At 66.9% G+C, this 13,027-nt stretch carries 11 protein-coding genes and 1 pseudogene; 6 read left to right on the forward strand and 6 right to left on the reverse strand.

Annotation, left to right across the window (positions count from 1 at the left end; all coding sequences use genetic code 11):
* The first annotated feature begins 119 nt into the window (after window positions 1-119).
* The 5 genes and pseudogenes from FQU96_RS36505 to FQU96_RS36525 form a co-directional block, all read left to right on the forward strand.
* Complete coding sequence (locus FQU96_RS36505) at window positions 120-905, forward strand: ABC transporter ATP-binding protein (protein WP_255468769.1); 786 nt, start codon at window positions 120-122, stop codon at window positions 903-905.
* Between the two features lie 99 nt (window positions 906-1,004).
* Window positions 1,005-2,009 carry a tripartite tricarboxylate transporter substrate binding protein gene (locus FQU96_RS36510; protein WP_146546338.1) on the forward strand — a complete coding sequence of 335 codons (1,005 nt, stop codon included), beginning with the start codon at window positions 1,005-1,007 and terminating at the stop codon, window positions 2,007-2,009.
* A 109-nt stretch (window positions 2,010-2,118) separates the two neighbouring features.
* Entirely contained in the window at window positions 2,119-2,658 is a 540-nt protein-coding gene (locus FQU96_RS36515; RefSeq protein ID WP_178130991.1) for a tripartite tricarboxylate transporter TctB family protein, read from the forward strand.
* A 10-nt stretch (window positions 2,659-2,668) separates the two neighbouring features.
* Window positions 2,669-4,192, forward strand: a complete 1,524-nt coding sequence (locus FQU96_RS36520; RefSeq protein ID WP_146546340.1) for a tripartite tricarboxylate transporter permease — start codon at window positions 2,669-2,671, stop codon at window positions 4,190-4,192.
* A 332-nt stretch (window positions 4,193-4,524) separates the two neighbouring features.
* Window positions 4,525-4,695, forward strand: a pseudogene (locus FQU96_RS36525) (Rdx family protein); the annotation flags it as partial.
* A 3-nt stretch (window positions 4,696-4,698) separates the two neighbouring features.
* On the opposite strand, the gene FQU96_RS36530 reads toward FQU96_RS36525, so the two are convergent.
* The 3 genes from FQU96_RS36530 to FQU96_RS36540 form a co-directional block, all read right to left on the reverse strand.
* The gene (locus tag FQU96_RS36530) at window positions 4,699-6,402 is read right to left on the reverse strand and encodes a hypothetical protein (RefSeq protein ID WP_146546342.1); all 1,704 of its coding nucleotides are present in this window, start codon (window positions 6,400-6,402) and stop codon (window positions 4,699-4,701) included.
* A 196-nt stretch (window positions 6,403-6,598) separates the two neighbouring features.
* Window positions 6,599-7,876, reverse strand: coding sequence for an NAD(P)/FAD-dependent oxidoreductase (locus FQU96_RS36535; RefSeq protein ID WP_146546343.1), 1,278 nt, complete (start codon window positions 7,874-7,876; stop codon window positions 6,599-6,601).
* Between the two features lie 11 nt (window positions 7,877-7,887).
* Window positions 7,888-8,190 (reverse strand): cytochrome c, encoded by a 303-nt coding sequence (locus tag FQU96_RS36540; protein WP_146546344.1) that lies wholly within the window; start codon window positions 8,188-8,190, stop codon window positions 7,888-7,890.
* 152 nt (window positions 8,191-8,342) lie between these two features.
* Here FQU96_RS36540 and FQU96_RS36545 point away from each other — a divergent pair, with 152 nt between their 5' ends.
* On the forward strand, window positions 8,343-9,161 hold the full coding sequence (locus tag FQU96_RS36545; protein ID WP_146546345.1) for a class I SAM-dependent methyltransferase: 819 nt from the start codon (window positions 8,343-8,345) through the stop codon (window positions 9,159-9,161).
* An 11-nt stretch (window positions 9,162-9,172) separates the two neighbouring features.
* Here FQU96_RS36545 and FQU96_RS36550 read toward each other — a convergent pair whose 3' ends face one another.
* The 3 genes from FQU96_RS36550 to soxB form a co-directional block, all read right to left on the reverse strand.
* Complete coding sequence (locus FQU96_RS36550; protein WP_146546346.1) at window positions 9,173-9,811, reverse strand: c-type cytochrome; 639 nt, start codon at window positions 9,809-9,811, stop codon at window positions 9,173-9,175.
* Window positions 9,812-9,893: 82 nt separating this feature from the next.
* Window positions 9,894-11,171: a sulfite dehydrogenase gene (soxC, locus tag FQU96_RS36555; RefSeq protein WP_146546361.1), complete on the reverse strand. Its 1,278-nt coding sequence runs from the start codon at window positions 11,169-11,171 to the stop codon at window positions 9,894-9,896.
* 50 nt (window positions 11,172-11,221) lie between these two features.
* Window positions 11,222-12,928, reverse strand: coding sequence for a thiosulfohydrolase SoxB (gene soxB / locus FQU96_RS36560; RefSeq protein WP_146546347.1), 1,707 nt, complete (start codon window positions 12,926-12,928; stop codon window positions 11,222-11,224).
* Between the last annotated feature and the right edge of the window lie 99 nt (window positions 12,929-13,027).

Here is a 13,027-nt window from a genome sequence, read left to right on the forward strand (position 1 = left end):
GCCGTGGTGATCTCGATAACAGAGACCACGTCGGCTCCCCCTCCGGCCTTCGGCCACCCCCGGTGGAAGCTTCGCTTCCACCTGACCCCACGGCGTGGGGGAGGGAACGAGGGACCAACGTGAGTGACGAACTGATCGACCTCGACGGGCTGGGCATGACCTATGTCGCCGACAGCGGCCCGGTCCAGGCGCTTGATGACATCAACCTCAAGGTCGGCAGCGGCGAGTTCGTCTCGCTGGTCGGGCCCAGCGGCTGCGGCAAGTCGACCCTGCTGCGCATCATCTCCGGCCTGCGCCCGGCCAGCCGCGGCAAGGCGATGGTCGCGGGCCGGCCAGTGACCCGTCCCATCGCCGACGTCGGCATGGTGTTCCAGGCGCCGATCCTGCTGAAGTGGCGCTCGATCCTCGACAACGTGCTGCTGCCGGCCGAACTGGCCGGCAAGGATCCGCGGCGCTATCGCGAGCGCGCCCGGCACCTGCTCGATACGGTCGGCCTGGGCGACTTCGCCGACAAGCGGCCGCGCGAGTTGTCGGGCGGCATGCAGCAGCGCGCCTCGCTGTGCCGCGCCCTGCTGCTGGACCCGCCGCTGCTGCTGATGGACGAGCCGTTCGGCGCGCTCGATGCCATGACGCGCGACGAGATGAACCTGGAACTGCTGCGCATCTGGGGCGAGACCGGCAATGCGGCGCGCAAGACCGTCCTGTTCGTCACCCACTCGATCTCGGAGGCGGTGTTCCTGTCCGACCGCATCGTGGTGATGACGCCGCGGCCCGGCCGCATCGCTGCCGTGCGCACGGTCGACCTGCCGCGACCGCGCACCGTCGAGGTGCGCGCCTCGGCCGATTTCGGCCAGCTGTCGCTGGAGGTGTTCCGGACCCTGACGGGAACGCAGGCCTCGGCCTGACGGCCTCCGGGCTTGACGATGGCCGGCAACGTCGCTCAGTCTATGCCGATAAGTAACCAGTTCGTTACTTCGGACACCATAAGACAACGGGAGGCGACAATGAGACGACTTCTGGCCGCCGCCGGCCTGGCGCTGGGCCTGATCGCGGGCACCGCTGCCGCACAGGACTATCCGTGGAAACCCGACCGGCCGGTCACCATCATCGTGCCGTGGGCGGCCGGCGGCTCGACCGACCAGATGGCACGCATCGTCGCCGCCGAACTCGAGGCGGAGCTGAAGCAGAAGTTCATTGTCGTCAACCAGCCCGGTGCCTCGGGCTCGATCGGCACCAAGAACGCCCTGGAGGCGCCGAAAGACGGCTACACCTGGGCCGCCGGCGCGGCTGTCGATATCGGCGGCTACAAGGTGCTGGGCCTGCTCGATACCCAGATGCGCGACTGGCACATGTTCTTCGCCGTCGCCAACCTGACCGCGCTGTCGGCGCATCCCGGCGCGCCGTTCAAGGATTTCGGCCAGTTCCTCGAGACCTTGAAGGCCAAGCCGACGACGCCGGTGGCGACCGCCGGCCTGTCATCGGCCGGCCACAACCTCATGGAGTCGATCAAGGCCAACGCCAAGGTCGAGTACCGGCACGTGACGTACGATGGCGGCAATCCGGCGGTGCTGGCCACGGTCGCCGGCGAAACCCAGGCCGTGGCCCAGCTGCTGGTCGAGATGACCGAGCACATCAAGGGCAAGCGCTTGGTGCCGCTGGCGGTGCTGGCTGACCGGCCGGTGACTCTGGAGGGCTATGGCGAGCTGCAGCCCACCACCAAGTGGCTGCCCAAGATGCCGGCGCCGCTGAACTACTTCGGCATCTGGGCGCACAAGGGCACGCCCGAGCCGGTGATCAAGACCATGGAGATGGTCTGGCAGAACAAGATCGCCAACTCCGAGGCGCTCAAGAAGTACGCCGCCTCGCGCAGCGCCCTGTTCGACCCGCTGTACGGCGAGAAGGCCTGGGACGGCGCCTCGACCATGATGCGCCAGACCGTATGGCTGTACTTCGACGCCGGCAAAGCCAAGGTGTCGCCCGAAACGCTGGGCATCCCGCGCCTGCAATGAGGATGGTTCAGTCCGTCATGTCGAGAGCAGCGAGACATCTCGTGGACGTGGAGCCTCCCGTCGCAGGCGATTCCTCGCTTCGCTCGGCATGACGGCTGGTCGAACGCCGATGTCATCACCCGATCCCCTCCTGCCGCACGAACAGCCGCTGCGCCCGCGCACCGATCTGCTGACCGGTGCGTTCTTTGCGCTGTTCGGGCTGACGATCCTGTACCTAGCGTGGCGGATGCCGACCTACGCCGACCAGAAGGGCGAGATCTACACCGCGCCCGGCCTGGTGCCGGCGTTCTACGGGACGGTGATCGCGCTGCTGGCCCTGTGGCTGGTCGGGCGATCGATCCGGCGCGGCGCGCTGCAGCCCGACGGCGGCGGCGGCGTGCCGCCCGCGCGCGAGGGCTACAGCAACGTACGGCTGGCGCTGTCGGCGGCGCTGGGCCTGTTCTTCGTGTTCGTGCTGCTGGGCCACATGCCGTTCTGGGCGTCATCGGCGCTTTTCATCTTCCTGTTCATCACCCTCTTCGAATGGCGCAGCGAGCAGACATGGCCGCAACGCCTGCGGCCGCTGGCCATCGCCGCTGCCATCGGCCTGGGCACCGGCATCGCCGTGACCCTGGTGTTCGAGCGCATCTTCTACGTCCGCCTTCCCTGAGAGCCGGCGCATGTTCGACAGCCTGTCCCAGTTCGGTGCCGCCTTCGGCACGTTCATGACTCCGTCGGTCCTGGTGAACGTCTTCTGGGCGATGTTCGTGGGCATCGTGATCGGCGCCCTGCCCGGGCTCACCGCCACCATGGGCGTGGCGCTGATGACGACGCTGACGTTCAGCATGCCGCACACCGAGGCGATCATGGTGCTGGTGTGCGTCTATGTCGGCGCCATCTACGGCGGCAGCCGCAGCGCCATCCTGCTCAACATCCCCGGCACGCCGGCCTCGGCCTGCTCGACCCTGGACGGCTTCCCGCTGGCGCGCCAGGGCATGGCGGGCCGCGCCATGGGCATCTCGACCAGCGGCTCGTGGCTGGGCACCCTGTTCGGCACGCTGTGCGTGGCCACCATGACACCGCTGCTCAGCGAGATGGCACTGAGCTTCCAGAGCTACGAGTTCTTCTGGATCTCGGTGCTGGGCGTCGTCATCGCCGGATCGCTGGCCGGCGGCGATGCGCTCAAGGGCTATATCGCCGGGTTCCTCGGCCTGCTGGTCGCCACCGTCGGGCAGGAGCCGCACTACAACTTCCAGCGCTTCGCCTACGGCAACACCGACATCGCCGGCGGCATCGGCCTGCTGCCTGCCCTGGTCGGCGTCTTCGGCGTCGCCGAAGTGCTGCTGGCCATGCGCGCGCCGGCCTACCAGGCGGTCTACAGCAAGATCGATTCGATCATCCCGCGCATCGCCGACGTCACCAAGTACTGGCGCACCATCTTCCGCTCCGGCGCCATCGGCACCTTCATCGGCATCCTGCCCGGCCTGGGCGAGGATGCCGCGGCGTGGTCGTCCTATGCCGCCGCCAAGCGCGCCAGCAAGGAGAAGGAAAAGTTCGGCAAAGGATCGGTCGAAGGCCTGATGGCGGCGGAGACCGGCGAGGCCTCGTCGGTGCCGGGCGCCATCATCCCGGTGATGACGCTCGCCCTGCCCGGCTCGGCGCCCGCCGCCGTTCTGATGGCGGCGATGATGATCCACGGGCTGAACCCCGGCCCGATGCTGATGGTCGAGACGCCGCAGTTCTTCTACCAGATCGTGGCCATGCTGGTGATCGCCGACATGGTGAAACTGTTCTTCGGCTTCGTGCTGGTGCGACCCTTGCTGTGGGTGCTGCTGGTGCCGCGCGAGCGGCTGATGCCCATCGTCTTCGTGCTGTGCGCCGTCGGCGCCTTCAGCATCACGTCCCGCGTCTTCGACATCTACATCATGCTGATCTTCGGCCTGATCGGCTTCATCCTGCGCGAGCTGAAGTTCCCCATGGCGCCGCTGATCCTGGGCCTGGTGCTGGGCGACCTGCTGGAAAAGAACCTGACGCGCGGCTTCGTGATCTCGGGCGGTGATCCCACGCCGTTCCTGACCCGGCCGGTGAGCGCCGTGCTGGCCGCCATCACCATCCTGTCGATCCTGTGGTCGATCCCGGCGGCCCAGACCGCGATGCGCCGCGGTACCCGCGCGCTGTTCCGACGCAAGCCCGCGACCGGATGATCCGGTCATCACGACCCCGCAGGCATGTCCCCTCTCCGCCCGCGCAGCGGGGGGAGAGGGAGGGGCCCACGCGCAGCGTGGGAGGGTGAGGTGGGTGGTCAGAACGAAGGCGGGCTTCCCGAACGAAGTGACGTTCGTCTTCAACGCCCACCTCACCCTCCCATCGCTATCGCGATGGGCCCCTCCCTCTCCCCCCACTGCGTGGGCGGAGAGGGGTTAGCTGCTGGCGGCGAGCTCGCCCGCGCCCTATATCAAGCGTGTCCCTGTGATGAGAGGAGACAGGCATGAAAGTCCGCATCGATTACTGCGGCGGTTGAGGCTACAAGCCCCAGGCCCTCCGTGTGAAGGCGAAGCTTGAGCAGCTTGGCATCGGCGACATCGACATCGCGCCGGGAAAATCCGGACAGTTCGACGTCACGGTGAACGGCAAGCTGGCCTACTCCCGCTACCAGACCGGCCGGTTCCCGACCGACGACGAGATCGACGCGCTCGCCGGCGCGTAGCGATCACGGGTCTGATATGCCCGTCGCCATCGGCATCTGCGGGTGGCGGCGGGCCAGCACCGACCAATAGCGCGTCTCCTGCATAGCGACGAAATTGTCCGCCAGGTAACGGTCGTAGACCACCCGCGCCGCCGGCTTGGCGATGTGCACGACAACGAACTTCGGCACCAGCACGTAATCGACGTCGCCGTAGATCGCCTCGGCCGAACGATCGGGTGCGCCGGGAAAGGACCACAGATTGGCGCCGCGCGGCGGTGGAAAGCCGACAATGAAAGGCAGCGGGTTGAGCTGGTCGGCAATCATCAGACGCGGCCGCCCATGCCGCCCGTCCGCGAACAGAGACGCCGCTTCCAGAAGCGCCTCGATGTCAACGGCCTCGGCATTGTCGGGCTGCATGCCGACAGTCATGCGGCCATTGAGGCTGAGGTGATAGGAATCAATCGCGGCCGCCGGCACAGCGAGCCCACGCAGGTTCGTCTGCCCGACGGTCAACAACCCCGTGCCCGAGCGTGCCCAGGCGTAGTAGCCCACCAGCGATGCGACCATGCCCGCGATCGATATCGCCGGCAGCACCAGGGTTGCCAGCAGCCGCGGCACCGTCGCGGTGACGGACGCCGCCTCCCGGTCGGCGGGTCGCGCCGCCATATACACCATCATCAGGATCACGACGCCCACGGGCACAGTGCCGACCTGCAGGGAATTCTGCGACACCACCAGCATGCACAGGCCGACCAGGAACCCGCTCGCGGCTGCGGCTTGCCAGGGTGCCCGGCCGCAGCGCCACAGCCACAGCAGCACGGCGACGCTGCTGACGTAGATGGCGTACTCCGCCTTGTTGACCAGGAAGTTGCGGACCAGATCGCCCATCAGCAGGCGCGCATAGCCGGAACGGCTGGCGTACCACAGGTCCGACAGATAGGCGTGGTTGAACGGTGCCAGCACGCCCACGGCCAACAGCGCCAGGCCCGCGATCCACCACCGCATGTCACGGCGGATGTGCGGCATCAGCACGACCGCCAGCGCCAGCGCGACCACGCCCGCCGCGAAGAACGTGATCTTCAGATAGAACATCGCCGCCAGCAGCACGATTGCGCTCGACACGTCATGCGCCGCCCGCTGGTGTTCCTGGCGCGGCGGCAGGAACAGGATGAGGCACAGCGTGGTGAGCAGGCACCAGCTCCACCGGTTATAGGACATCGCGAAGGAATAGAGATGCGGCTGGTCGCCGATATTGGTGGGCAGCAGGACCAGCAACGCTGCGTAGAGCACGAAGATGGCGGCCGCCAGCGACGGCAACCGGCTCCTGGCCGCGACCATGGCCAGCGTGAAGGCGAAGGCCAGGAAAATCAGTTCGCCCACCAGCATCGCGTGCGGACGCGGGCCGACGATGCGGAAGCCCAGTTCGGTGAGCAACAGGCTCAGCACGCCAACCGGATCATGATAGTCGACATGCGGCACCAAGCCGTTGTGCAGGCTCCACGCGCCGGTCAGGTTGAACAGCAGGTCGGCTGTCATGGTGCGCGAGAACACGCGCTCGGGCGCGATCAGCAGCCAGACGCACACCAACACCGGAAGGCCTGCCATCAGCAGCACTTGCACGAAGGTGGCACGGCCCAGAAGCAATCCTGCCAGCCGATCGACGACCGGCGACCGCGGACGGCAACCCGCGGCGTTGTCAGCCGTGCCCGTGCCAAGCCCCAGAGCCATCCGGCGTTCCCTCATCCCATCGACAGGCCGCGCTCGTCGGCGCCGGACTGCCGCATGGTTGGCAATCGCCTAGCACGAATCCAGGTGCACGCTCGGTGACCATGTTGGGCACTTCGGCGCCACGGCCGCGCGCTTCTTCATGCAGGCCATGAAGAAGCGCCGCTATCGCGCCGCACGACAGTCGCGATCGGTCTGTCTAACCCCAGGTGTCCGCAGTGATGCTCTTGTACCAGTTGACGGTGTATTCCGCCTCGAGCTTGCGTTCGTTCAGCGCCGTCGGCGTCTTCACGCTGACGCCGCCCGAGTTGGGCGTCGTGACGATGACCTTGTCGGCATTCACCTGATAGACGTCGGTGGTCGATATGCCGTAGTCCGGCGTCACCAGGCTGTAGCAGATGTTGAGCAGCGCCGGGCCATCGGCCGCCTTGCCGGCGAGAATGGCTACGATGGCGGCCGCCACGACCTTGCCCTGCACGTTGGCGGATGAGCCCGACTTCGGCATGGCGCCGGCAATCGATGCGTCGCCCACGATGTAGACGTTCTGCGCCTTGGCCGATGCGAAGGTCGTGGGATCGACCGGACACCAGCCGTTCTCCGCCACCAGGCCAGCGGTCTGCGCGATGGCCCCGGCACGCTGCGGCGGGATGACGTTGATGACGGCGCCCGTCTCGTTGCCGAAGCCCGACTTCACCGTCATGGAGGTGGGATCGACGCTCTCGACCTTGCCGCCGTCCTTGCCCGAGATCCAGGTGATCATGCCGGGGAACTCGCTTTCCCAGGCGGCCTGGAACAGGCCCTGCTTGGAGAACGCGTCCTTGGCGTCGAGCACCAGGATCTTGGACTTCGGCTTGTTGTTCTTGAGGTACCACGCCACGACGCTGACGCGCTCGTAGGGCCCCGGCGGACAGCGGAACGGATTACCCGGCGCGCACAGGATGAAGGTGCCGCCGTCGGGCATCGCCTCGAGCTGGCGTCGCAGCAGCAGGGTCTGCGGCCCGGCCTTCCAGGCGTGCGGCATCTTCTCGGACGCCGCTTCGCTGTAGCCCGGCACGCCGGCGTAGTTCAGCTCGATGCCCGGCGCCACGACCAGCTTGTCGTAGGAAAGCTTGGTGCCGTCGCGCAGGGTCACCAGACGGCCGGTGGTATCGACCGCGGTGGCCTCGCCCTTGACGACCTTCACGCCGGCCTTGGTCAGTCCGTCGAAGCCGTGAGTGATGTCCTCGATCTTGCGGAAACCCGCCACGACGTAGTTCGAGAACGGGCAGGTGATGAAGCGGTCGTCGCGCTCGACCAGGGTCACGTCGAGCGCCGCGTTCAGGCGCTTCAGGTAGCGGGCTGTCGTGGCGCCGCCGAAGCCGGCACCGATCACGACGACCCGACCGGCGGCACCCTGCGCCAGTGCCGGCATGCCGATGACACCCAGGCCGGCAGCAGCGCCCACGGTCTTCAGAAGGGAACGGCGTGTCGTGGTCATGATCCCCTCCCCTACTTCAAGGTCGCGATGAAATCGGCGATCGCCACGATCTGCTCGTCGGTATAGCCCTTGGCGATGCGGTTCATGATCGTGCCCGGTCGCCGGTCCGTCTTGAACTCGGCCATCTGGCGGACGATGTGGTCCTTGGGCAACCCGACCAGCGGCGCGATCGGCCCGACGCTCTTGCCGTCGGGTCCATGGCAGACGTAGCAGGCCTGGGCCATCGCCTGACCGGACGGACCCACGGTCTGCGCCGACGCAACCATCGGCAGCAGGCACGTGACCAGCGCTGCCATCGGACCACGGATGTCCATGGAACGTCCCCCTTGTGTCATTACTTGCCCCAACGCCCGACTGTACCGCGTGTCGGCGGCGCGCCCAAGTCCGTTCATGTCGACAGTATGATGATCTGGTGACCGGCGATATCGAGGGTGACGCCCAGACCGGCTGACACTATCCTGACCACATGACAGCCCATCGTGACCGATATCTCAAGCGTGGGTTGCGGCGCATCCACGGCTGGCTTTCTCCCTACAGCGCACAGTTCATCCGATCGGTGACCGACATCCAGGCGCAGGCGGGCGAGACCGGCGCCGTAGCCGAGATCGGCGTACACCACGGCAAGCTGTTCATTTTGCTGGCGTTGTCGGCGCGCGCCGGTGAAACCGTCCTCGCGATCGATGTCTTCGACGACCAGCACCTCAACGTCGACCAGTCCGGCCGCGGCGATCGCGCCGTCTTTCAGCGGAACGTCCAGGCATGGGCACCCGACGCCGACGTGAAGATCGTCCAGAAGTCATCGCTTGATGTGGCCGCCGCCGACATCCTGGCCATGTGTGGCCCCGTGCGCCTCGCCTCGATCGACGGCGGCCACACCGAGGAATGCGTCCAGAACGATTTGCGGTTGTTCGAGGCGACTCTCGCGCCGCGTGGCGTCGTCATTCTGGACGATTACTTCAACCAGTCATGGCCGGGCGTTTCATCGGGGACTGCCCAATACCTGCTGGACCCCACATCGCGGCTGCGGCCCTTCGCCATTTCCCCGAACAAGCTCTATCTGGCTTTTGACGACGCCCTGGCTTTCTACCGCGCGGCGCTCAGAAACAAGGACGCGTACTACTACGAACGAAGCGCGCGCTTCATGGGCTGCGACGTCGACGTTTATGGGACGCACGATCACACCTTCGCCTTCAAGCGCCGCCTGATCGACACCGTCAAGCGCACGCCCCTGGGCCCCCATCTGCGGGCCATCTACGCCAGCATGCGGCGGCAGAACGCGCGCTAAGGGTGACGCCGTCAATCCTTCGGCTTACGGCTGGGTGTCACGCCCAGTCGTTCGGCGAGGTCGCTGGTCACCTTGGGCGGCGCCTTGCGGCAGTTGGTCATGCACGGCGCCGCCGGGCTGGCCGTGTCCGGTCGCGGATCGCCTTCGATGAAACCATCGCGGTTGGGCAGGCGGATCGCGACCAGGCCAGCGGCATCCAGGGTCGCGTCGGCCGGCAGCAGGTCGTTGAGGTTCAGGATATAGGCAGTGATGGCGTAGACCTCGTCGTCACTGAGCGACTGCGGCGCCGTGAACGGCATGGTGCGCCGGATGTAGTCGAACAGCGTCGGCGCATAGGGCCAGTAGCTGCCCACGGTCTTGCGCGGATCATCCGACGTCAGCGTGCCCTTGCCGCCCATCAGTTCGGGCCAGCGGCCGTTGCCCTCGCCGAACTCGCCATGGCAGCTGGCGCATTGCGACAGATAGAGTTCCTCACCCTGCTTCACCGTGCCCTTGCCCGGCGGCAAGCCGCGGCCGTCATCGCCGCGGATGTCGATGTCCCAGCCTTTGATCTGCTCGGCGGTGGCAGGCCGGCCGATGCCGTAGGGGGCGGCTGATTGGGCGTGGGCGCTGCCGCCGAGCAGGAGAGCGGACAAGAGGGCAAGGAACATGGTCCTGGGAGCGCGGGCGTCTCGCCCGCATCGGCGCGTCGCACCGACGTACGAGCGGGCGAGACACCCGCGCTCCCGGGGTTCAGAGGATCTGGACATTGTTCACCGTGCCGTCGGGGTTCACACGCCAGGTCTGTTGCGCGTTCTTATGGTAGATCGAGTTCACGCCGCGCGCGGCGCGCAGCTGCTCGATGGTGGGCTGCACGTAGCCGGTCTCGTCGATGGCGCGGCTCTGCACCAGTGTCGGCGCGCCGTCCCAGGTCCACGGCAGCCGGAACCGTGTCAGCGCCTTGCTCAGTACCGGCTCCTGCAGCACCGCCGTCTGCCAGTTGTTGCCGCCGTCGACCGACACGTCGACCCGCTTGATGCGGCCATGGCCGCTCCAGGCCAAGCCGCGGATTTCATAGAAACCCTTGCCGAACTTCAGCGGCTTCTCGGGACAGGGCGCCGTCACCACCGAGTTGGCGTCCATGGTGAAGGTGAACTGGCGCGCTTTGCCGTCCGGCATCAGGTCGGTGTATTTCGACGTCTCCTCGCGATGATGCCAGGGCCGGTCGCCCAGCTTCAGCCGGCGCAACCACTTCACGTTCACGTTGCCTTCCCAGCCCGGCACCATCAGGCGCACGGGATAGCCCTGCTCCGGCCGGATGCGCTCACCGTTCTGCGCATAACAGACGATGCAATCGTCGAGCGCCTTGGCGAGCGGAATCGAGCGCGTCATCGCCGCACCATCGGCGCCCTCCGCCAGCATCCACTTCGCCTCGGGCAGCACGCCGGCTTCTGCCAGCAGGGTCGAGAGCGCGACGCCCGTCCACTCGCAGCAATGCACCATGCCATGGGTGAACTGGCAGCCATCCATCTGGGCGCCCTTCCACTCCATGCCGCCGTTGGCCGGGCATTCGAGGAACAGGATGCGGCTGGTCGACGGAAAGCGCACCAGGTCGTCCATGGTGAAGATCAGCGGCCGCGCGACCATGCCGTGGATCACCAGGCGATGCTGCGCCGGATCGATCTCCGGCACGCCGGCGTGATGGCGCTCGAAGCACAGACCGCTGGGCGTGATGATGCCGTCGAGTTCCGGCAGCGGCGTGAAGTTCACCGACGACTGCTCGGTCGCGGTCAGCCATTCGACGTTGCGGCGCACGACGTTCTTTTCGAACGACGACGGCACGCCGTAGGGCTTCTCGTTGACGCCGGTGCCCAGGCTGCGCGTCCAGTCCGGCACGTTGGGCGGCAGGTTCTCGCTGCCCTTGGCCAGCGCCAGCTTGGGATGCAGCAGTGCGCCGGACGCTGCCGCAACACCGGCGCCCATCAACAAACGGCGGCGGGCGGACAGGACGGGCTGGCTCGTCGCGCTCATGGCCGCGACGTGCCGCGCGACCTCGTTGCGATCGTGGGTCGCCATGTCGTTTACTCCGTCATGCCATGTGCGTCGGCACCGATCACCCGCACGGGACGCTTGTCATCCAGCTTCACGGTCGGATTGGCCTTCAGATAGCCGGATACGACGTCGTACACGGCCGGTCCCTGCGTGCCCTCGTTGACCGAGGCCCAGCCGGCCACGACGTAGGTCTTGTCGGCATCGATCCTGTCACCGGTCTTCAGCAAGGTCATGTCGCTGATGCGCTTGCCCATCGGGGCCCCGACATCGATGGCGTAGGACAGGCCGCCGACCCGCACCATGTCGCCGCCCTGCTGGTAGTAGGGGTCGGGATTGAAGAGGTTGTCGGCGACATCCTCGAGCACTTCCTTGAGGAAGCTGCCCTTCATTTCGTTGCGGTAGGCCGCGGGATAGGTGATGGCGGTCTGGTTGTAGACGTCCTCGACCGTGATGGGCGCGCCCGGCGGCAGCGACGCGCCCCAGCGGAAGCCGGGCGACAGCGCGATCTCGGCATCGCGGCCGGCCAGCAATGCCTGGCAGATCAGGTCATCCATGGTGCCGCCGAAATTGCCGCGACGGTACAAGGTCGACTCGGTGCGCGCCAGCACCTGCGACAGCATCGCGGCGTGCGGCGCACGGATCTTGTCGACCAGCGCCACCATGTCGGGATCCAGCGCAATGACGTCGGCGAAGACGGGGATCAGCTTGAAGCGCCAGGCAGCGACGCGGCGGTCCTTCACGTCGAGATCCAGGCGGGCAAGGAACTTGCCGTGACTGCCGGACGCCACCAGCAAGGTGTTGCCCACCACGACCGGCTGCGGCAGTGCGTCATGCGTGTGGCCGGTGAGGATCACGTCGATGCCCGGCACGCGTGCCGCCAGCTTGCGATCGACGTCGAAGCCGTTATGGCTCAACAGCACGACCAGATCGACCTTCTTCTCCCGCAACGCCGTGACGCGGGCGCGGATCTTGTCCTCCTCGATGCCGAATGACCACTCCGGCACCATCCAGCGCGGATTGGCCACCGGCGTGTAGGGAAAGGCCTGGCCGATGACACCGATGGACAAGCCGCCGCGCTCGAAGACCGTGTCGGCATCGAACACCGGATCGCCGAAGCCGGTATCCTTCACGTTGCCGGCGAGGAACGGGAACTTCAGCTGGTCCTTCAGCGCCTTGACCCGCTCGGCGCCATAGGTGAATTCCCAGTGCGCCGTCATGGCGTCGACGCCGAGCGCGTTCATGGCCTGGACCATGTCGGCGCCTTCGCTCTTCAACGAGGTATAGGAACCCTGCCAGGTGTCGCCGCCGTCGAGCAGCAAGGTACGGCCGGGACGCGCGGCGCGGATCGCCTTCACCAGGGTCGCGAGGCGATCCAGGCCACCGACGCGGCCGTAGCTCCTGGCCAAGGCCGCGAAATCGACCGCAGCAAGCGCGTAGGCGTCGGGCGAGCCGGCACGCACGCCGTAGGCCTCCAGCAGCGCCCGTCCGGTGATATGCGGCGCCAGCCCGGTGACCTCGCCGACACCGATATTGACCGACGGCTCGCGGAAATAGAGCGGCACCAGCTGGGCATGGATGTCGGTGAAGTTCAGCAGGGTGACCTGGCCCAGCGGCTCGAAGGCCAGCAGCTCGGCCTGGGTAAGGCGCTGCTGCGCCAGCGCCCGCGATCCGCCCAGCCCGAGCGCACCGGCGGCCAGCCCGAGCTGGATCAGGTCACGGCGTGAGAGATGAGGCATGGCTCTTTCCCTCCCCCACGCCGTGGAGGAGGTGGCCGAAGGTCTTCAGCCGCAACATGGGTAACAGTTTGTGCTCACCACATGGGTAACAGTTTTCTC

Source organism: Reyranella sp. CPCC 100927 (genome assembly GCF_007859315.1).
Lineage (GTDB): Bacteria > Pseudomonadota > Alphaproteobacteria > Reyranellales > Reyranellaceae > Vineibacter.